Origin of the sequence: Pseudomonas sp. TUM22785 (assembly GCF_028198105.1) — a bacterium.
GTDB classification, from domain to species: Bacteria; Pseudomonadota; Gammaproteobacteria; order Pseudomonadales; family Pseudomonadaceae; genus Metapseudomonas; species Metapseudomonas solani.
This window is the reverse complement of sequence record NZ_CP116239.1, coordinates 5762389-5782332: the sequence shown is the minus strand read 5'-3', so window position 1 is coordinate 5782332 and position 19944 is coordinate 5762389. Positions and strand designations below refer to the sequence as shown.

At 65.3% G+C, this 19944-nt stretch carries 17 protein-coding genes; all 17 read right to left on the bottom strand.

What is annotated here, in order from left to right; translation table 11 throughout:
- Positions 1–166: 166 nt before the first annotated feature.
- Complete coding sequence (locus PI990_RS26295) at positions 167–535, bottom strand: hypothetical protein (RefSeq protein WP_410478779.1); 369 nt, start codon at positions 533–535, stop codon at positions 167–169.
- On the bottom strand, positions 532–1371 hold the full coding sequence (locus tag PI990_RS26290) for an SDR family oxidoreductase (RefSeq protein ID WP_043239976.1): 840 nt from the start codon (positions 1369–1371) through the stop codon (positions 532–534). The genes PI990_RS26295 and PI990_RS26290 overlap by 4 nt, the downstream gene beginning before the upstream one ends.
- Before the next feature lie 52 nt (positions 1372–1423).
- Complete coding sequence (locus PI990_RS26285; protein WP_271658940.1) at positions 1424–1888, bottom strand: multidrug transporter; 465 nt, start codon at positions 1886–1888, stop codon at positions 1424–1426.
- Positions 1889–2056: 168 nt separating this feature from the next.
- Positions 2057–3502 carry a mannose-1-phosphate guanylyltransferase/mannose-6-phosphate isomerase gene (locus tag PI990_RS26280; RefSeq protein ID WP_021220913.1) on the bottom strand — a complete coding sequence of 482 codons (1446 nt, stop codon included), beginning with the start codon at positions 3500–3502 and terminating at the stop codon, positions 2057–2059.
- Between the two features lie 140 nt (positions 3503–3642).
- Positions 3643–4287, bottom strand: a complete 645-nt coding sequence (locus tag PI990_RS26275; protein ID WP_021220912.1) for an alginate O-acetyltransferase AlgF — start codon at positions 4285–4287, stop codon at positions 3643–3645.
- A gap of 86 nt (positions 4288–4373) precedes the next feature.
- On the bottom strand, positions 4374–5525 hold the full coding sequence (locus tag PI990_RS26270; RefSeq protein ID WP_271658939.1) for an alginate O-acetyltransferase: 1152 nt from the start codon (positions 5523–5525) through the stop codon (positions 4374–4376).
- An 11-nt stretch (positions 5526–5536) separates the two neighbouring features.
- Positions 5537–7093 carry an MBOAT family O-acyltransferase gene (locus PI990_RS26265; protein ID WP_043239986.1) on the bottom strand — a complete coding sequence of 519 codons (1557 nt, stop codon included), beginning with the start codon at positions 7091–7093 and terminating at the stop codon, positions 5537–5539.
- 173 nt (positions 7094–7266) lie between these two features.
- A complete protein-coding gene (locus PI990_RS26260) occupies positions 7267–8373 on the bottom strand; it encodes a mannuronate-specific alginate lyase (RefSeq protein WP_271658938.1) in 1107 nt (368 codons plus the stop codon).
- A 13-nt stretch (positions 8374–8386) separates the two neighbouring features.
- Positions 8387–9817: an alginate O-acetyltransferase gene (locus PI990_RS26255; RefSeq protein ID WP_271658937.1), complete on the bottom strand. Its 1431-nt coding sequence runs from the start codon at positions 9815–9817 to the stop codon at positions 8387–8389.
- Between the two features lie 11 nt (positions 9818–9828).
- Entirely contained in the window at positions 9829–11388 is a 1560-nt protein-coding gene (gene algG / locus PI990_RS26250; protein WP_184487465.1) for a mannuronan 5-epimerase AlgG, read from the bottom strand.
- 28 nt (positions 11389–11416) lie between these two features.
- Entirely contained in the window at positions 11417–12868 is a 1452-nt protein-coding gene (locus PI990_RS26245) for an alginate export family protein (RefSeq protein ID WP_271658936.1), read from the bottom strand.
- 10 nt (positions 12869–12878) lie between these two features.
- Positions 12879–14228 (bottom strand): alginate biosynthesis TPR repeat lipoprotein AlgK, encoded by a 1350-nt coding sequence (gene algK, locus PI990_RS26240; protein WP_271661359.1) that lies wholly within the window; start codon positions 14226–14228, stop codon positions 12879–12881.
- Positions 14229–14268: 40 nt separating this feature from the next.
- Positions 14269–15438 carry an alginate biosynthesis protein Alg44 gene (locus tag PI990_RS26235; RefSeq protein WP_271658935.1) on the bottom strand — a complete coding sequence of 390 codons (1170 nt, stop codon included), beginning with the start codon at positions 15436–15438 and terminating at the stop codon, positions 14269–14271.
- Positions 15439–15464: 26 nt separating this feature from the next.
- On the bottom strand, positions 15465–16946 hold the full coding sequence (alg8, locus tag PI990_RS26230; protein WP_271658934.1) for a mannuronan synthase: 1482 nt from the start codon (positions 16944–16946) through the stop codon (positions 15465–15467).
- A 116-nt stretch (positions 16947–17062) separates the two neighbouring features.
- Positions 17063–18373: a GDP-mannose 6-dehydrogenase gene (algD, locus tag PI990_RS26225; RefSeq protein ID WP_043240280.1), complete on the bottom strand. Its 1311-nt coding sequence runs from the start codon at positions 18371–18373 to the stop codon at positions 17063–17065.
- 318 nt (positions 18374–18691) lie between these two features.
- Entirely contained in the window at positions 18692–18937 is a 246-nt protein-coding gene (locus PI990_RS26220; protein WP_271658933.1) for a hypothetical protein, read from the bottom strand.
- 183 nt (positions 18938–19120) lie between these two features.
- Positions 19121–19900, bottom strand: a complete 780-nt coding sequence (gene yaaA / locus PI990_RS26215) for a peroxide stress protein YaaA (RefSeq protein ID WP_271658932.1) — start codon at positions 19898–19900, stop codon at positions 19121–19123.
- Between the last annotated feature and the right edge of the window lie 44 nt (positions 19901–19944).

The following is a 19944-nucleotide window of genomic DNA, read 5'->3' as shown; positions in this document are numbered from 1 at the left end:
CCGACGGGCCTGTCGGCAGGTCGCGTTTATAGCCTGAGGCCGTGATGCTCGGGAAGAGTCCGCTGGTGGATGCAAAGAGCGGCATCCACCCTACGCAGCGGTGAAGCCCGTGCGGGGGATGGACGTAGGTTGGCGCCGGGCGCAGCGAGGCCCAACGGGCGGGGCGTCAGCGGCGGGCGAGGAGGGTGAGCCAGGCGAAGGCGGGGTAGCAGAGGTAGTGCAGGAAGAAGAGGAAGACGGCCATGGGGCTGGGTTGGTCCTGCAGGGTCATCATGCCGAGCAGGCCGAGGTAGAGGACGCCGAGCAGGGCGCCGTAGCCGAGGAAGATGCGCCAGGCTTCGCCGCGGCTGGGGGCGCGGCGCTGGATGAGGCGGAAGGCGGCGGCGAGCAGCAGGGCGACGGCACCGGCGATGACCAGGGTGGCGAGCAGGCCGCCGACCTTGACCAGGCTGCGCAGGGCGAGGTTGAGCACCATCGCCAGGGCTACGCCACCGATGGCGTAGCGCAGGGTGAAGGCCGGGCGCGGGTCGTTCACGGGCGTTCCAGGGCGACGTTGAGGCCGAAGCGCTTTCTCAGCACCGATTCCAGCAGGCCCTTGGGCAGCAGGGTGGCGAGCAGCGGCAGGGCGCGGCTGCCGTTGCCCAGGCGCAGCAGACGCGGGCGCGGGTGGCGCTGGATGGCGGCGAACAGGTCGCGGGCGAATTCGGTGGCGGGGGTGGGGTTGTCCTGGGAGGCGCGGGCACGGGCGCGGATGCCGTCGCGGATCGGCCACCAGGGCGAGCCTTCGGCGATCACGGCTTCGGCTTCGCGACTGGCGTTGGCACCGAAGCTGGAGGCGATGGCGCCGGGTTGCACTTCCATCACTTCGATGGCAAAGGGCGCGAGTTCCAGGCGCAGGGCGTCGGAGATCGCGTGCACGGCGGCCTTGGAGGCGCAGTAGGCGCCGGCGAAGGGGGTGACCAGCACGCTGGAGACGCTGCCGATGTTGACCACCAGGCCGCGGCTGGCGCGCAGCACGGGGAAGCAGGCGCGGGTGAGGCCGATCAGCGAGAAGACATTGGTTTCGAACTGCCGGCGCAGGGCGTCGGTGCCGCCGTCCAGCAGCGGGCCCATGGCGCCGTAGCCGGCGTTGTTGACCAGCACGTCGAGGCGCCCGGTTTCCCGTTGCAGGCGCTCGCCCAGCTGCGCCACCGCGTCCTCGTCGTTGACGTCCAGCTGCACGCCGATGAAGCCGGCGACATTGAGGGCGTCGACGTCATTGGCCTTGCGGGCGCAGGCCCAGACGCTGTAACCAGCGTGCTTGAAGGCATCGGCCAGGGCTCGGCCGATGCCACTGGAGCAGCCGGTGATGAGGGCAACGGGTTGGCTCATTGCTGGGTTCCTTGTTGGTCTTGTTGTGGTGGAGGCGACAGCGGTTGGGTGTTCAGTCGGTGAATCTGCCATGTAATCGCTCGGCGCGGAACTCCAGGGTCTGCGGGCGGTAGCCACTGCGCAGGGGCGGCAGGGGCAGGCAGTCGCTCCAGTCGGCGCCGGCCTGCAGGCGCGGCGGGCCGAGGGAGCGTTCGGCCTCGTAGGTCGATTGGGTGAGGTTGATGGTATCGCCCGGGCGGTAGGCCTGGATCACCCAGGCGAGGTCCAGCAGGGTGGTGCTGCTGCCGTTGTGCACACGGATCTGCAAGGGACGGTCGGCGGGGCACTGGTCGGGGGCGTAGCCGACGCGCACGTCGAGCAGGGCCAGCTGGCGGTCCACCACGCGCTCCTCCCAGAGCACCCAGGCGGCGACCAGGCCGATGCCGAGCACGGCGACCAGGGAGATGGGCAGGGCCTTGGCGGGGTGGCGGATGACCAGGATCAGCCAGGTCAGGATGAGGATCGCACCGATCAGCATGGGAACGCCCGTGGGGGTTTCGAGGGGCTCAATGCTAGCGCATTACGCTGCGGCGATGCGGGGTGGGATGTGCCAGGCGCGGGGGCCCGGCTGGGCCCCCTTGGGTTGGCGCACGCCATTCCCCCTGCTGGCACAGGGGGAATGGGCCTCCCGATGGGGGAAGGAGGCTCAGCGTGCTGTCACGTGGTTCACTGCGGTCGTGTCGCTGCGGCCGTAGACGTCTTCCAGGCGCTCGATGTCGTCCTCGCCCAGGTAGCTGCCGGACTGCACCTCGATGATCTCCAGGGGGATCTTGCCGGGGTTGGTCAGGCGGTGCACCGAGGTCATCGGGATGTAGGTCGACTGGTTCTCGGTGAGCAGGAAGGTCTTGTCGTCACAGGTCACCTCGGCGGTGCCGGAGACCACGATCCAGTGCTCGGCACGGTGGTGGTGCATCTGCAGCGAGAGCTGCGCGCCGGGTTTGACGGTGATGTGTTTGACCTGGAAGCGGCCGCCCATGTCCACCGAGTCGTACGAGCCCCAGGGGCGGTACACGGCGCAGTGGTTCTGGGTTTCGCTGCGGCCCTGGGCGTCGAGCTCGTTGACCAGCTGCTTGACCTCCTGCACGCGGTCGCGGTGGGCGATCATCATGGCGTCCTTGGTCTCGACCACGACTATGTCTTCCAGGCCGATCACTGACACCAGCTTGCCGTTGCCGTGCACCAAGCAGTTGTGGCTGTCCTGCACCACCACGTCGCCCTTGGTGACGTTGCCGTCCTTGTCCTTGTCGTGGACTTCCCAGATCGAGCTCCAGCTGCCGACGTCGTTCCAGCCGGCGGACAGCGGCACCACGCAGGCGCGCTGGGTCTTTTCCATCACCGCGTAGTCGATGGAGTTGTCCGGGCAGCAGGCGAAGGTGTTGGCATCGATGGTCACCGTGGTGCCTTCGCGCTGGCTGCGTTCCAGGGCCAGCAGGCAGGTGTCGTAGATGTCCACGTCGTGGTGTTTGAGTTCATCGAGGAAGCGGCTGGCGCGGAACAGGAACATGCCGCTGTTCCAGAAGTAGTCGCCGGAGTCCACATACTGCTGGGCGCGCTCGGCGTCGGGTTTCTCGACGAACTGGGCGACGCGGCTGATGCCGTCCGGCAGGCTGCCGGCGGAATCCTTGCCACGGATGTAGCCGTAGCCGGTCTCGGGGCGCAGGGCCGGCACGCCGAACAGCACCATCTCGCCCTTCTCGGCGGCGATGGTGGCCAGGGCCAGGGCCTGCTGGAAGGCGCGCTGGTCTTCCAGCACGTGGTCGGCCGGCATCACCAGCATCAGCTCGTCGCGGCCTTCGGCCAGCAGCTGCATGGCGGCGATGGCGACGGCGGGCGCGGTGTTGCGGCCGAAGGGTTCGAGCAGCATGGCCTGCGGGGTGACCTTGATGGCGTCCAGCTGCTCCTGGACGATGAAGCGGTGATCCTTGTTGGCCACCAGCACCGGGGCTTGCATGCCTTCGAAGTTCAGGCGTTCCAGGGTCTGCTGGAACAGGGTGTGGTCACCGGTCAGGGCCAGGAACTGCTTGGGGTACTGCTTGCGCGAAAGGGGCCAGAGTCGGGAGCCGCTACCGCCAGAGAGGATCACAGGAATCATGGGTGTATCTCCTAAAATCGCTTGTCGTTTGTGGATAGATTGCTCATCACATCGATCACTGATTTCTGTCTTGTAGTCCCACTGTCTCTTGCGGCGGGTACGAAGCGTTGCCCGGGGCTCTCGGCCCCGGGCCGGGTACATCAGGATTCGGCCGGGCGCTTGACCCAGACCGGGGAGAGCTTGCCGCCGCTGCCGGTGATGTAGAGGCAGACGACTTCGCCGCGCTGCAGCGAGACCGGCTTGAGGTCACTGACCTTGCGGGTGCCGTCGAACAGGGCGAGGTTGACCTTCACCGGGTTGATCTCGCGCTCGCCACGGCCCTGGGCCGCAACGTCCTCGACCACGGCGGTCTTGCCGTCGGCGGTTTTCACGGTGAGCTTGGCGTCGGAGAGGTTCTGCACTCGCAGCAGGGCCTTCTGCTTGTTTTTGAAGGCCGGCTCTTCCACCAGCTTGGGCTCGGCGCCCGGCTGGTTGACCAGGGTGTAGTAGCGGTCGGCTTCCAGTTTCACCGGCAGGTTGGTGGCGCCGATCTGGGCGCTGTAGTTGCCGGCGGGCAGGAACTTGAAGTCGCTGGAGCCGAGCGGGGCGACGTCGTTCAACGCGGTGTTGCCGACGTTGACGCTGAGTTCGCTGCTGCCGGCGTTGTAGGCGCGGACGAAGGCCGATCCCTTGGGTGCCTGGGGTCCGTAGAGCCCGCCTTCGTCAGCCTGTGCATGCACAGCGGCGAGGCCCAGGGCGATGGCGCAGGCATACGACGTCCAGTTGCGTTTCTTCTGTCGGTTCATGGTGTTCCTCCATCTTTCTTTCTTGAAATGGCCCGGTGGGGCCACAGTCGTCGAGGGCTCGCGGGGCGGGCCCTCACTGCTGGGTTTCAGTTGGCGGCGGTGGCCGCGAGACGCTCGCCCGGGGTGCCGCCGCCCTTGCGCAGTTCGGCGATCCACTGCGGGTCGAATTCGCTGAGGTCGTTGGCCATCGGCAGGTAGCGTTCGGGGAACTCCCAGATCACCAGCTGCGGCGCGGCGTCCTTCAGCTCATCGCTCTTGAGGTACTTGAGCATCGGCAGGATCGGCCCGTGGCCGTCCTCGGCGTGGTTGACCAGGTCGCGTTGCAGCGACTGGCGCAGGGCGCCGGCGAAGTTCCAGTTCTGGTTGGCGCTGTAGCTGGTGCCCACCAGCGCCACCGGCACCTGGCTGTCGGCGAACAGCGAGTCACCGCTGGCTTCACCTTCGACCGCGGCGCGGGTCTCGCGTTTCTGCAATTTGTCCGGTGCCGGCATGAGGTTTTCGAACATCGGGTCCAGGGGCAGGAAGCGGGTCAGGTCGCCCTTGTAGTCCTCGTTCTTCACCGCCTCGGTGACGTACTCCTGGGCATCGCCCGAGAGCGGCGCCGCGCTGCGCACGGCCTCGCCCAGGGTGTTGGCCACCGCCTCGGCGCCCAGGGGCGTCCAGTGGGTGTCGGTGCGCAGGAAGACCTGGCCGTTGTGCTTGGCCTGCTCCAGGGTGCCGAGCAGGTCCGGGGCGATGATCCCGGCCTTGCGGGCGGCGCCGCGAAATTGCGCGTAGAGGTCCTGGCGCAGGGCAGTGGGGCGGGCTTCGCCGGTGTACTCGGGGTACAGGCGCGACTTGGACGGCACGATGGCCAGGACCAGGGTCACGCCGCGCCCGGCCAGCTCGTCACGCACGCCCTGGATCAGCGCCAGGTTTTCCTGCAGGTGGCGGCTGCCATCGGCGACCGGGTCGAACTCCTCGTCGGAGAACAGCCAGCCGTCCTTGCCGATCACCACGCCCTGGCGGCCTTCGCCGAACAGGCCGAAGTCCACCAGCGCCCAGAGGTTGGTGCCGATCTGCTTGATCGGGAATTCATCGTCGTAGTGCTTCTCGAAGGCGTGGGCCAGCTTGCCGTTGAGCACGGTGGTTTCCTTGGCGACGCTGAAGCCGACGATGCCGCGCATGGACCACAGGCTCAGGGCCAGCAGCATGCCGGCGAAGACCACGATGTAGAGGGTGTTGGCAGTTCTGCTCATGGTTGCGCTCCTCAGAACTGGAAGTAGAGGAAGGGGGAGAAGCTCTGTGCAGAGAGCTTCAGGATCGAGGCGGCGAACAGCACCAGCAGCGCGATGCGGGTCGCCAGTACCGGCAGCTGGGTCATCCAGGCCTGTTGCCAGACCAGGCCGCCGCTCGGCGAGTAGGCGATGGCCGCCGGGTCGTTGGCGCCGCCCTGCTGGGTGCGCGGCTGGGCGGTGGCCGGGCCGTTGGCGTCGACCTGTTCCTCGGCGCGGGCCTTGGGCGCACCGGCCAGGGGCTTGGTGTAGAACTGGCGGATGCCGAAGATGGCCAGCACCACGTAGGCCAGCACCAGGGTGGCGATCTGCAGGCTGGTCAGCTGGGCGGCGTTGAGCTCGGAGAGCCCCAGGTCACCGAAGCTGAACATGGCGGCGTACATGCGCCAGGCGACGTCGAGGTTTTCGGCGCGGAAGATCACCCAGCCGACCACCACCAGAAGGAAGGTGAAGGCCCAGCGCAGCGGGTTGAGCACACGCGGTGCGGCGTCGACGCCGAGGGCACGTTCGATCGCCAGCCACATGCCGTGCCAGGCGCCCCAGATGATGTAAGTGAAGTTGGCGCCGTGCCACAGGCCACCCAGCAACATGGTGAGGAACAGGTTGCGGTAGGTCTGGAAGGTGGTGCCGCGGTTACCGCCCAGGCTGATGTAGAGGTAGTCGCGCAGCCAGGTGGAGAGGCTGATGTGCCAGCGCCGCCAGAACTCGGTGATGGACTGGCTGATGTAGGGCTGGTTGAAGTTCTCCATGAAGCGGAAGCCCATCATCAGGCCGAGGCCGATGGCCATGTCGCTGTAGCCGGAGAAGTCGAAGTACAGCTGCGCGGTGTAGGCCAGCGCACCGAGCCAGGCATCCCCCGTGGTCGGGTCGGAGAGGGCGAAGCAATGGTCGGCGATGGGCGCGATGCTGTCGGCGATGAAGACCTTCTTGATGAAGCCCTGCATGAACCGGGTGCAGCCCTCGGCGAACTTGTCGACGGTGTGGGTGCGGTGGTTGAACTGGTCGACCAGGTCGCGGAAGCGCAACACGGGGCCGGCGATCAGGTGCGGGAAGATCGCCACGAAGGCCGCGAAGTCGATCAGGTTGTGGGTTGCCGGGGTGTCGCCACGGTACACATCGATGATGTAGCTGATGGACTCGAAGATGTAGAACGAGATACCGATCGGCAACAGGATGTGGGTGAGGACGAAGGGCTCCATGCCGAACGAGGTGATGATGGCGTTGAGGCTGTCGACACCGAAGTTGGCGTACTTGAAGTAGCCGAGGACGCAGAGGTCCACCACCACGCCGAGGAGCAGCCATTTCTGCGCCGCTTTCGTGCGCACGCCGGCTGCGCCTACACGCAGGCCGATCCAGTAGTTGAACACCGTGACCCCCGCGAACAGCGCGAGGAAGTCGATCCGCCACCAGGCATAGAACACGTAGCTGGCGATGAGCAGCAGGAGGTTGCGATAGCGCGTTCCGACCAGGTAGTACAAGCCGAGGAAGATCGGCAGGAACAGGAACAGGAACACGTTTGAAGAAAAGACCATCCGAGTCTCTCCACTTGTACGTAACTTTCTGGGCCGCCGCCGGGCATTCCAGCCCGGTGTGCGACCCGCCATTCCCTCCCCAGGGTGTGGCGTTCAAATCCTTGCGCCGCCGCGTCTGCTGCGCGGTCGGTTCATTCCGTCAGGCGCCTCCCCGGGTAGGGGAGGGCGCTGCATCAGCTACCGCTGCTGCCCTCCTTCTTTGGGTGGAAGACCTGGGTCACGTCGCCGCCGAGGCGGAAGGTCTTGTAGGGGCCCATGGAGTCTTTCCACTCGACCGTGTCGGGCTTGCAGCCATAGAGGGCACACCAGGGTTCGAGCCAGGCGAACTTGGCGTGTTTCTCCAGTTCGTCCATGTCCTGGTCCTTGCCGGTCTTGTCGTCGAAGGGCTCCTGGTCGTCGACACCGGCGATGACCTTCTCGCCGAGGCGGCGCAGGGCGCCGTTGTTCTCTTCGCGCAGGTCCACGCCATTGGCCTGTGCGAAGGCGGCGATCATCGCCAGCGGCGGCAGGCTGTAGTTGTGGTAGGCGAGGGCGCGTTGCTGGCGCTTGAGTTCGTTGGGCAGGAAGCCGTCGTTGTCGACCTGGCTGGCGGCCACGCGGAACTGGTCCACCGACCAGTCGAACAGGTCGCGGCGGTTGGTGGCGACGGCGGTGGCCATTACCGACCAGGCGGCCCAGTAGGAGTGGTTGTTGATCTTCTTCAGCGGCAGGCCGCTCCAGTCGTGCACCGTCTGGTCGGCCAGGCGCGAGAACCAGGATTCGATGACCTGGGTCTGGGTCTGGTAGGCGTTCAGCGGGTGGCTGTCGGAGAACTTCAGCCGCAGGTAGGCGGAGGACAGGCTGCCCAGTGCCCATTTGCGGATGGACTTGCCGGTGTGGTTGTACTCGGTGCTGAGCAGGGCGTTGGCCTGGGCCCAGCTGGTCATCCATTGCAGGGCGCACTCGAGCTGCGGACGCTGCCCTTCACGCATGTACGCCATGACCATCTTGTTGACGCCGCGCTCCATCTCGGTGATGTCGGCGGTCTTCTCGCGGAAGGCCTTCTCGGCCACCGGGTTGAGAGTCGCACGGGCCTTGTCCGAGCCCTCGTACTTGCTGCGGAAGTCGAGCTTGGCCGTGTACGGCTGCGGCGGTGCCTTGCAGGCCTCGGGCTTCTTGTCGTCGATATCCACCGGGGCGTAGTAGCCGCGCGGCGGCACCAGGTCGGCCGCGCTCGCCTGGCCGGCGAGCAGGAAGCCGCCGAGCAGGCAGGGCGCGAGCAGGCTGAGTGGATGTTTCATGGGGCCTCCTTCCTCACTCGGCCTTGGCCGTGAGGGTGTCGCCACCGTTGCCGGGACGCTTGCACAGGGTCACGTCGACGCTGAGGTTTTCCGGCATCTGTTCGGGGCTGTGGATTTCCAGGGCGAGGACGTTGAGGTCCCGCCAGTCGGGGTCGTTGCGCAGTTCGAAGGCATAGCGACCGCCGGTGTCGACGCGGTCGCTCTGTTCGATCTTGAAGTTTTCGCGGCGGCCGTTGAGGTACCAGATGGTGGCCTTGGATTCGTGCACGGACGGGTCGCTGAAGGTCAGGTCGACCTGGTAGTCGCCACCGCGGATGTCCTTGACCGCGCCGTTCTGGCCGTTGACGAAGACCTCGTTGGCGCCGGGCTTCATCTTCACCTTGTTGTGCATCACCGCCTTCTGGCCTTCGCAGCCGTTGTTCACCAGCGGCAGGGCCTGGCGGTAGAAGCTCTTTTGCGCCATGTCGTAGTGGGTGGCGAATTCCCAGACGATGATCTTCGGCGGGTTCTCGTGGAATTCCTTGCTGCTCATGTACTGCAGCAGGGCGCTGTCGAAGCCGCCGCCGCTGACCGCCATGTTGAGCACCTCGGCGCCGCTGTGCTGCTGCAGGAAGCCGCCAAAGTTGTAGGCCGGGCCGCTGTTACTGGTGCCAACCAGGACGATCTGCGGGTTCGACTCGTCGCCGAACAGGCTGTCGCCGCCGGCCTCGCCCGAGGCTTCGGTCTCGTAGCGCTCGACGTACTGGGTGGCGTAGGTGGTGCCGCACAGCTGGCCGGCGGTCTTGTGCAGGGTGCCGGCCTTGGGCAGCAGGCCGACGACCTTGCTGGAGAATTCCTTCTTGGGGATGTCGGCGAAGCCGGGCATCTCCTTCAGCGTCTCGGCTACCAGCTTGGCGGTGCGGTTGGCGCCGGCCGGGGTCCAGTGGTGGTCGGCCTTGAAGTAGTAGTCGGTGTCCACGCCCTGCTCGTCGAACAGCGGCGAGAGGTCGGTGACCCAGATACCGGTCTTGCGGAAGTCCGCCACCGTCTTGAGGTAGTTCTTCTTCGCCAGCTCGAAGTCGAAGCGGGCCTTCTCTTCATCGGTCAGCTTCTCGCGGTTGATCAGCCCGCGGGTGGGCTGGTAGACCACCATCAGCTCGATGCCCTTGGCCTTGAGCGCGTCGCGCAGGCGCTTGAACTCGCTGTAGCCGTAGGGGGTGGTGCCGAAGTCGGTGCGCAGGTCGTTGCGCGAGCGGAACAACCAGTCGTCCTTGGCCTGCACCAGGGCGGTGAAGAAGCTCAGGTACTTGGTGTTGTAGGTGTTCGGGTTCTGCGCCGTGGCGCACAGCGGACCGGTGCGCTGCACGCTGTACTGCGGTTCGGCCGCCTGGGCGGTGTGGGCGCTGGCCAGCAGGGCGGCGGCCAGGGCGGTAGGGGCGAACCAACGGGTGGTGTTGTTGTGCATGATCTGTTGCCTCAATCCTGGAGTTCGGCCTGGCTTTCGACGGGGTCGATGAGCACCGCTTTCTTGCGGCGCACCATGAGGTCGAGGATTTCGTCCTGTTTTTCACCGAGCACGCCGGCGAAGCTGATGCCGGTGGATTTGCTCGGGGCGAGCATTTCCACGCGGTAGAGCTCCACGGAGAGCGGCGAGTCGATGGACAGCGGGCTGGAGCCGTTACCGGCGAGCTTGCCGCCGACCACGATCATCGAGACCTTGGTGTCGAAGGGATCGAGCTCGATGTCGCGGTCGGTATCGGAAAGGTCCTTGATGTGCCCGTACACGCCGGTCAGCCCGTTGGCGATGGCGAGGTTCTCGTACAGGCGGATGTTCACGCTGTTGCGCAGGCGGATGCCGTGGCGCTGGTTGTTGACGATCTTGTTGCCCCACAACAGGTTGTTGGAGCTCTCGTACAGGGTGATGCCGTCGGCATGGTTCTGGTAGACCTCGTTGTAGGCCACCAGGTTGTTCACCGAGTTGCGGTCGATGACGATGCCCGAGAGTTTGTTGTCGTAGGTCTTGTTGTTGATGATCCAGCTGTCGTCCACCTCGCGGGAGATGATGATCCCGTGCTTCTTCTTGGTCCCGTAGACGGTGTTCTCGGCGATGATCAGGCCGTGGGAACGGTCGTGGGGGTCGATGCCGTAGACGATGTTGTCGCGGTAGGTGTTGCCCTTGATCACCACGTCGCGGGCTTCGTAGCAGTAGAAGCCGTACCAGTGGTCGACGAACTCCGAATCCACCAGCCAGCCGGTGGGCTCTGGGCGCTTGAGGCGCTCGTGCATGCCCGGGGTGTACTGGGTGATGGAGACGCCGTAGGACTTGGAGTTGTTGTAGCCGAGGCTGGTGACGGTGCTGCCGACGATGTACAGCTCGCTGCCGCCCCAGGAGACCAGGAAGGGGCGGAATTCGTCGGGCGTGCGGAAGGTGGCCGGGCCCTTGTCCTGCTCGCGCCAGGCGGTGAGCTTGGTGCCGGTGATGAACAGCTTGCCGTCGTTGACCAGGAACGCGCCGCGCTCCTGGGAGAGGCGGAAGTCCTTGGTGTCCTTGCCGATCTCGAGGTTGGCGTCCTGGGCCACGACCACGGGCAGGCGGGCCAGGTAGACGCCCGGCTCGGTCTCGCTGAACTGGGTGTCGGGCAGGGCCTTGGCGATGTCGGCGGGGGTGACGTGGCCACCCTCGATGAAGATCGCCTGGGGCATGCCGCGCTGGCGGGTGACCCATTCGCGCATGCGTTCGTTGCCGCCGATGAAGTCCTTCAGGGCGTCCTGCTGCAGCATGCGCCGCACCACGACCTTGCCCTGTTTCGAGCGGTCGATCTTGGCGTCCACCGCTTGCGCGGTGTAGCCGGAGAGGTCGGGCAGCGTGGGCGCTTCCAGGTGCAACTGATCCACCGGCGCGCTGGTGACGGTGTAGTTCTTGGTTTCCTTGAGTTCCTTGGTCGGCTCGGCGGCCTGGACCCAGGGCGCTGCGATGAGCAGCGCGCCAAGCACCACACCGCTGAGCGGCAGGGGGGTTCCGATGGGGTTTCTCATGGCTGTTCTCCCTTCGCGCATGGCGGCCTCAGAAGCGCCAGATGAAGTCGACGAAGGCGCGGTGCATCAGCGAGTCGGTGCCGCTGCCATAGGCATCGCCCGGCTTGAACACGCCACCACGGAAACGCACCAGCGCGGAGGCGTCGTCCATGTGCTCGGCCATCGAGGCCGGCAGCAGGCCCTGCTTGAAGTACTTGGTGACGACGAAGTCGAGCTCCTGGCCGACGTCTTTCTCGCCGTCCTCCAGCGGGGCGATGATTCCGGCCTGGCCGACGTCCTGGTTGTCGTCGATACGCCAGAAGCGGTGGTAGACGACGCTGGCGTCGTAGTCTTCGCGCAGCTGCCAGGAGGCGAAGGCGGTGCCCACCTGGAGGTTGCTCAGCTCGCCGCGGAAGGCTTCGCCGAAGCGGTGCATGCGCGAGTTGGTGCCGGTGAAGTTGGAGCGGTTGCTTTCCATGCCGGTCTGGCGGAACTGCTCGGAGCTGTCGTCGTCACCGCCGCCGCTGCCACGGGCGTAGGCGCCACCGACTTTCCACTGGTCGTCGATATTCCAGCGCAGGCCGAGGTCCAGCGCCCAGGCGTCGACATCGACGTTGCGCGAGCCGTTGGCGAGGCGGTCGTTGCCGACCACGGTCTGGTTCAGCTCGTCGATGTCGCCGGTCAGCCAGGTGGCCTGGGCCCAGTAGTTGAGGGGCTCGGGCGAGCGGCGGTCGAAGAAGCCGTTGTCGGCGTTGATGCCGAGCCAGGTCAGGTCGCCGGTGTAGCGCTTGTCCAGCGGGTCCACCACTTCGCCGTTGTCGGGCAGGCTGCCGTTGTCGCGGCTGTGGTGGAGCTTGAGGCCGACCCAGTGGTTGGGCATCCATTGGGTGGCGACGTCACCGAAGATGTGCTGGCGGTCCTTGTCTTCGGGGGCCAGTTCGTCGATGTCGGTTCGGTATTCGCTGAAGCGCTCGGCGACGCCGACGTTGGCGGTGAGCAGGGTGGTGTCGAAGGTCCAGCGCAGGGCTTCGATGTTGGTGTCCCACCAGGTGCCTTCGTCGCTGCGCACGCGCTGGCGACCGAAGCGCAGGTGCTCGCCCGGGTAGGCGGTGAGGCCGGCGTAGTCGACCCAGAACTCGCGCAGGGCGAGGTAGCTCTTGTCCGGTTCGCGGCCGTCGTTGTTCTGGCTGGACTCGCTGTCGATGTCGCTGGATTCGAGGGTGTCGGTCTCGACGATGTCGGTGGCGGTCACCGCCTGGCCCATGGCGAAGGCGCTCCACTCACCACGCTGGCCGTAGACCCAGGGACGCAGGTCGAGGCCGATGCCGTTGACGTCGCCGCCCTTCTGGGTGCCGAGGTCGCGGTCGTCTTCCGATTGCGCGGTGACCTTGATGTCGAGGCCGAAGTTCTTGTCGCTCATCTGCACGGCGAAGGCGCTGCTCGCGGTGATCAGCGTGATGCCCAGGCCCAGGCTGGCATTCGTCCAGAGATTGAATTTCATATCGATTCCTTCAAGGGGTCTGCATGGCTTGCATCTGTGCGGCGTCTTGCAGTGCGGTGCCTCTCAGCTGGCGTTCTTCACGCAGCAGCTGCTCGGCCCGCGCACGCTCTGCAGGCTGCAGTTGTTGTTCCACCGCCTGGGCCAGCTCGGTGGCCTGGGGTGTGTTCTTGGGGAGCGCCAGCTGGCTGAAGACGTAGGCGTTGACCAGGTTCGGGGTGATGCCCTTGCCCTGGGCGAACATCTGGCCGAGGGCGAAGTCGGCGTTGATCTGGCCGCTGCGCGCGGCATTGAGCAGGTAGTCCAGCGCCTTGTCGGGGTAGATGTCGCCCAGGTAGCCACGGATGTAGATCTGCCCCAGCAGGTAGTTGGCGCTGGGTTCGGTGGCGGAGGCCTTCATCAGGTGCTCCTCGGCCTTGTGCGGGTCCTGTGGCAGCAGCTTGCCTTCGTAGTAGAGGCGGCCCAGCAGCAGCTCGGCGCGCGGTTGCGCGGCTTCGCGGCCGTGGTCGAGGTACTCCATCATCTTGTCGATGTCGCCCAGGCCCGGGTATTCGTAGAGCAGCTTGGCCAGGCTGACCCAGGCGGCGGGGTAGGCCGGGGCGATCTCTTCGAGCATCTCCTGGGCCTTGCCTTCGTCGGGCTTGCCGCCGAGCTCGGCGTCGGCCAGCACCTGGGCCACCGAGTCGACGCGCTGGGCGGGGATGACGCCGGCGTGGTAGCCGTTCATCAGTTGGGCGACCAGGGCTTTCTGCTCCTCGGCCTTGTTCTGCTTCTGGTACACGGTGGCCAGCTCGACGTAGCAGACGTCGGCCTGGGCCAGGGTGCGCTTGCAGATGTCCTCGATCTCGCCCAGGTGCTGGTCGTAGGTGCCCTGGCGTCGATAGAAGAGGATCTGCGCCAGCTCGGCCTGGGGCTGGCCGTCGGCGCGCCACTGGGCGATGCGCTGCTGCACGTTCACGCCGGGGAAGTCCTGCGGGAAGGTGAGGTAGAGCATGACCAGGGGCAGCAGGCTGCTGGGCTCGCCGGCCTTGAAGGCCTCGTCCAGCAGCTTGGCCGCTTCCTGGCGTTCGGCGGGCGTGGCGTCGGGCTTGCGCGCCAGGAGCTTGCCGAGGCGGGCCTTGGCGCGGGGCGATTCGTCCATGGCCTGGCGGTAGATCTGCTCGGCCTGGCGCATCTGCTCCGGGTCACCGCTGTTGACCTGCAGGTCGGCCAGGCCGACCTGGGCACTGACGTAGCCCAGGTCCGCCAGCTGGCGGTAGTTGCGCTCGGCAGTGGCGGTGTCGCCACGCTTGAGCGCTTCGTTGGCCAGGCGTTGGTCGGGCAGGCCGGCACAGCCGGCCAGCGCGACCGCGGCGCCGAGCATCAGGTAACGGGAGGGGAATGTCGCCACGTGGTCTCCCTCCTTAGAAGCCGGCGGCCAGGGCGCGGTCGACCATCCAGTCGAACGAGGGGCCGCGGTCGATGCTGACCTCGACCGGCTGGCCGGCGAGCTTGCTGTCCAGGGTCTGGTCGGGCTGGATGACCACGCGGATGTCGGAGGACAGGCCGCTGTCGATCAGGCTGGTGCTGATGATCTTGCCGTGGCGCGGGCTGTCTTCGCCGGCCACCTGGAAGGTGACGCTGGCGCCGGGCTTGGCCTGGGCGAAGTTGCGGTAGGGGAAGCGGGCGCTGACGGTGGCTTCGAAGTCCTGGGGCACCAGCTCGAAGATCACGTCGCCCTTGCCGGCGAACTGGCCGTCGGCGACCAGCTGGCGCGCCACCTTGCAGTTGCAGGGGCTGGTCAGGGTGCCTTTCATCTGCTTGCCGAACAGCTCTTCGACGTTGGCCGGGGTGAGCTGGTCGTCGGTCAGATGGCCCTTGAGCATCTCCAGCATGGTGGCGGAGAAGGAGGCGATGGGTGCGCCCTTGTCGACGTTGGTGCCTTCGCCGCCGATCAGGCTCTGCACGGTGCCTTCACGGGGCATGGTGACCTGCATGCTGGGCACCGCGACCATGCCGGATTCGGCGTGGGTGACGAAGTACAGGCCGTACAGGGACTTGAAGATGAAGCCGAAGGCGGCGAGGCCGACGACGAACAGGCCGGCGCTGAAAGTGACGGCCTTGAGGCGGCCGAACACGCCCATGCCGCCGCCGTTGCCACCGTTCTTGCGCGGCTTGGTGAAGTTCTCGCGCTGCAGGGTGTTGAGCATGTCGCCGGCGCTGATCACTTCACCGGACAGGTGGGCGCTGATCAGGTAGCGCAGGGTGGCGATGTCACGGGGCTTGAGGCTGTGGAACTGGCAGCCGGCACGGCCGCTGTCCGGGTCCACGGCACGCACCTGGAATTCGACGTCCAGGCCCAGGGTCAGGCTGTCCAGCTGGAACAGCATGCGGCCCTGGTGGTAGTCGCCGACCTGGGCGCGTTGCTTGGGGCTGGTCTGGAAGGAGAAGCCCCCGGCGGAGAGGTCGACCAGGCGGTGCTCGACCCGTTCGTTGTTGGCCAGGTAGCGGATCTTGGCCGGTATCTTGACCCGGGCGTGCTGGCGCTGGGCTTCGGATTCGTGCACCACATTGACGTTGACGGCTGTATTCATGGCTTGGATTTCCTATTCAAGTTCTGTCACACGAACGCCATCAGCGTGGCGACGAATACGCTGGTTGCGGTGAAGGTCATGGCGCGTGAGGACCAGGTGTTGAACCAGCGCGTAAAGCTGGCGAGATCACGGTTGAGCTTGGTGTTCTGGCGCGTCCAGGACTGCTGGTCCAGGCGGAAGAAGACGTAGATCTTCACCAGGGCGCCGACGATCTGGTTGTAATAGAGGATCAGCGGGTAGGCCGGCCCTATGTGGTGCCCTGAAACGCTCAGCAGCAGGGTGAGGATGAAACGGGTGAGACCGATCCACAGCAGGTACACGAGCAGGTAGGCGATGCTGTACTTGATGCTGGCGATGATGGCGACGGCGAGGCCCAGCAGGCAGGTCCACATCGATACGCGCTGGTCGCTGAGCACCAGGGTGGTGAACCAGCCCAGGCGGCGTGGCCCCAGGCGCAGGGCCCGGGAGTTCTGCCGCAGGTTGTTGCCGTACCAGCGGAACATCAGCTTGCGGCTGGCCTTGATGAAGCTCTTCTCCGGCGGGTGCTCGACGGTGTTGATCGCCGCGTCCGGCACGTAGAAGGTGTCGTAGCCCAGGCGCATCAGGCTGTACCAGCTGGACTTGTCGTCACCGGTAAGGAACTGGAAGCGGCCCAGGCGCCAGTGGTCCAGGTGGTCGCTTTCCACGTCGGCGATGAAGTCCGGGTCGGTCACCACCTTGGCGCGGAACACCGACATGCGCCCGGTCATGGTCAGCACCCGCTTGGAGAGCGCCATGGAGCACATGTTGATGTGGCGCTGGGCGAAGCGCAGCTTGTGCCACTCGGCCATGATGTAGCTGCCCCGCACCTCGCAGAACTCGTTGGTGGTGAGGCCGCCGACATTGGGGAAGAGCTTGAACCAGGGCACGGTCTTGTTCACCACGCCTTCGGCCAGCACGGTGTCGCCGTCCACGACCGCGACCACGGCGTTCTCGTCCGGCAGCTGGCGGGAGATGGCGCGGAAGCCATAGGCCAGGCCGTCGCGCTTGCCGGTGCCGGGGATGCGCACGAAGTCGAGGGCGACGTGGGCGGGCGGGTTCATCTTTTCCCACAGGCCCTTGACCAGCAGCTCATCGGACAGCTCGACGATCGAGCAGACCACGGTGGTGGGATAGCCGCAGCTGATCGCTTCCTGGATCACCGAGCGGTAGACCATGGCGGTGGTCAGCGCGTCGATGCGGAAGCTGGTCACCAGCAGGAATACATGGGACGGGTCGGCCGCCTTGCCCAGCTTGCGAACCTTGCGCCGGTAGTGCGGGTAGACCACATACAGGAACAGCATGCCGCGAATGAAGTGCAGGCCGCCCATGGAGTAGCGCCAGATGCCGACCAGACCGATCAGCAGCAGGAAATGCTTGGAGTCGGGATCGAAGACCGACTTGGGCAGGGCCAGCGCGAGCAGCCCCAGTCCCGTCAGGTAGAAAAGCCAACCCGCCGCCTCGTTGAGGCTTAGCTTGAGCTTGTCCATACGTTTATCCATTCCGTCGTTGGCGCCGGACAAACCTCGGGCGTGGGCGCGGCTTCTTGTTGTTCGCCGACCCGAGGTTCATCACTTGCGTTGCGCTTAGAAGCTGGTGTCCGGGATTACCAGCAGATGCCTTCGGCCTGTGCGTTGGTCGCCTTGGGCATGAAGCCCACGAGGTCGATCACGCGCTTGCCTTCGGGCGCCCGTTGCGCCAGCGGGGCGAAGAGCTCGTCGCGGTTGCCGAGGACGATGATGTCGGCATCGCCGACCACGCCGTCGAAGTCGCTGTCGAGCAGGGAGGACACATGGGGAATCTTCGATTCGATGTAGTCCTTGTTGGCGCCGTGCACGCGTGCGTACTCGACGTTGCGGTCGTAGATGCGCAGGTCGAAGCCCTTGCCGATGAGCATCTCGGCCAGTTCCACCAGGGGGCTTTCACGCAGGTCGTCGGTACCCGCCTTGAACGACAGGCCGAGCAGGGCGACCTTGCGCTTCTCCTGGGCGGCGATGATGTCGAAGGCCTTCTGCACCTGGTAGGCGTTGCTGCGCATCAGCGAGCCGATCAGCGGGGCCTCGACGTCCAGCGAGCTGGCGCGGTAGTTGAGGGCGCGCACGTCCTTGGGCAGGCAGGAGCCGCCGAAGGCGAAGCCGGGGCGCATGTAGTACTTGGAGAGGTTGAGCTTGTGGTCCTGGCAGATCACGTCCATCACTTCGCGACCATCGACGCCCACCGCCTTGGCGATGTTGCCGATCTCGTTGGCGAAGGTGACCTTGGCGGCGTGCCAGACGTTGCAGGTGTACTTGATCATCTCGGCGACCTGGACTTCCTTGCGGATGATCGGTGCGTCGAGTTCGCGGTACAGGGTTTCGAGCAGGTCGCCGGAGGCCTTGTCCAGTTCGCCGATGACGGTCATGGGCGGGAAGTCGTAGTCCTTGATCGCGGTGCTTTCGCGGAGGAACTCGGGGTTCACCGCGACGCCGAAGTCGTCACCGGCTTTCTTGCCGGAGCAATCCTCGATGATCGGGATCACCACGTTCATCACGGTGCCCGGCAGCACGGTGCTGCGTACGACCACGGTGTGGCGCTCGGACTTGTCACGCAGGGCGAAGCCGATCTCGCGGCACACGCCTTCGATGTAGTCCAGTTCCAGGTCGCCGTTCTTCTTGCTCGGGGTGCCGACGCAGATGAAGGAGACTTCGGTGTCACGCACAGCGGCGGCGACATCGGTAGTGCCGCGCAGGCGACCGGTCTTGCGGCCTTGCTGCAGGAGCTCTTCGAGCCCGGGCTCGACGATGGGGGATTTACCGTTGTTGATCAGGTCGATCTTGGTGGTGGAGACGTCTACACCGACAACTTCATGACCACGAGCCGACAGGCAACCGGCACATACTGCACCGACGTAGCCCAAACCAAAGATGCTGATACGCATCGCATTCACCTCATCCATTTAGCACGCTGTTAATTGGTGGCATAATCGCCACTTCCGTTTTGCAGCCGTTACATTCAATTCGTAACTTTCAGCTGCGTGCAGGCATGACAAACACCTGGCACCGAAACTGCGGGTACCTGAAGCGGAGCCTGTGAACAAGCTGGCTCCAAGGGTTCCTGGACTGATTACCTTACTGGCTCTTGTCCCTGGTTCTTGTCAGTCGATCCTGTGTCTAACTTCTCCTCTTAGTTCGCCTGTCTGGTTTCTGGCGCACAACTTCCCCCTCGGAGCATTCCGATACATGGGGGCAGTTTGGAATCACGCTGAAATATTGCGTGAAGAATTAAGTGACGGGGTTATGAGTGTTCGGGTTTTCGGATAGTTCCTACCGTTCGTCATCAATTTGATTTGTTGCAATTCATCGGCTACGGCCATTTGTAATTGCACTTTGATGGCAAACTTTGCGTATTTCAGCGCGCTGGAAAAATTCCCTGTTTTTAACTTTGGCAAGCGCAGCGGTAGTTCGCTATGGCCCGTGCTAGAGCCTGCGCGTTGTTTACGCAACAGCGCGGAAGTTCCCTGGCCAGTTGTTAGGCAGGCGGTACGTTAGTTCCAGGGGGATTTAAAGTGATGGCACCGAGCCGGTGCGCTGAAGTGGCGGGGGAGAAGAAAGATTGGCCGGTTGGACGACGCCTGGAGGCGTCGCCCAACCAATGGCAGGTTGTGGCGGGAAACGGGGCGGGAGAATCAGTCCTGCGGGGTGTCGCGGAGGAATACCAGCTTGTCTGCCGAGGAGGCTTCGGCGCTGTAGCGGTAGCCTTGGTAGTCAAAGTCCTTGAGGCCTTGCGGGTCGGTCAGGCGCTCCTTGATCACGTAGCGGGCCATCAGGCCACGGGCCTTCTTGGCGTAGAAGCTGATGATCTTGTACTGGCCGTTCTTCAGGTCCTTGAATTCGGTGTCGATGATGCGGGCATTGAGGGCCTTGCGCTTCACCGAGCTGAAGTATTCGTTGGAGGCGAGGTTGAGCAGGATGTCGTCGCCCTGTTCGGCCAGCGCTGCGTTGAGCCAGCCGCTGATGCGCTCGCCCCAGAAGGCGTAGAGGTCCTTGCCGCGGGCGTTGGCCAGCTTGGTGCCCATCTCCAGGCGGTAGGGCTGCATCAGGTCCAGCGGGCGTAGCAGGCCGTAGAGGCCGGAGAGCATGCGCAGGTGGCGCTGGGCGAAGTCGAAGTCGGCCTCGGCGAAGCTCTCGGCATCGAGGCCGGTGTAGACGTCGCCCTTGAAGGCGAGCAGGGCCTGCTTGGCGTTCGCCGGGGTGAACTCCGGGTGCCAGCTGCCGTAGCGCGCGGCGTTGAGGCCGGCGAGCTTGTCGGACAGGTGCATCAGCTCGGCGATCTCGTTCGGCGCCAGGGTGCGCAGTTGCTGGATCAGCTCCTGGGCGTGGTCCAGGTGCTGGGGCTGGGTGTGGCGCGGAGTCACCGGCGGGGTTTCATAGTCCAGGGTCTTGGCGGGGGAAATCACCAGCAGCATGAGTCGTCTCCTTCGGGAATGCGGCGATTCTAGGGATTTGCGCC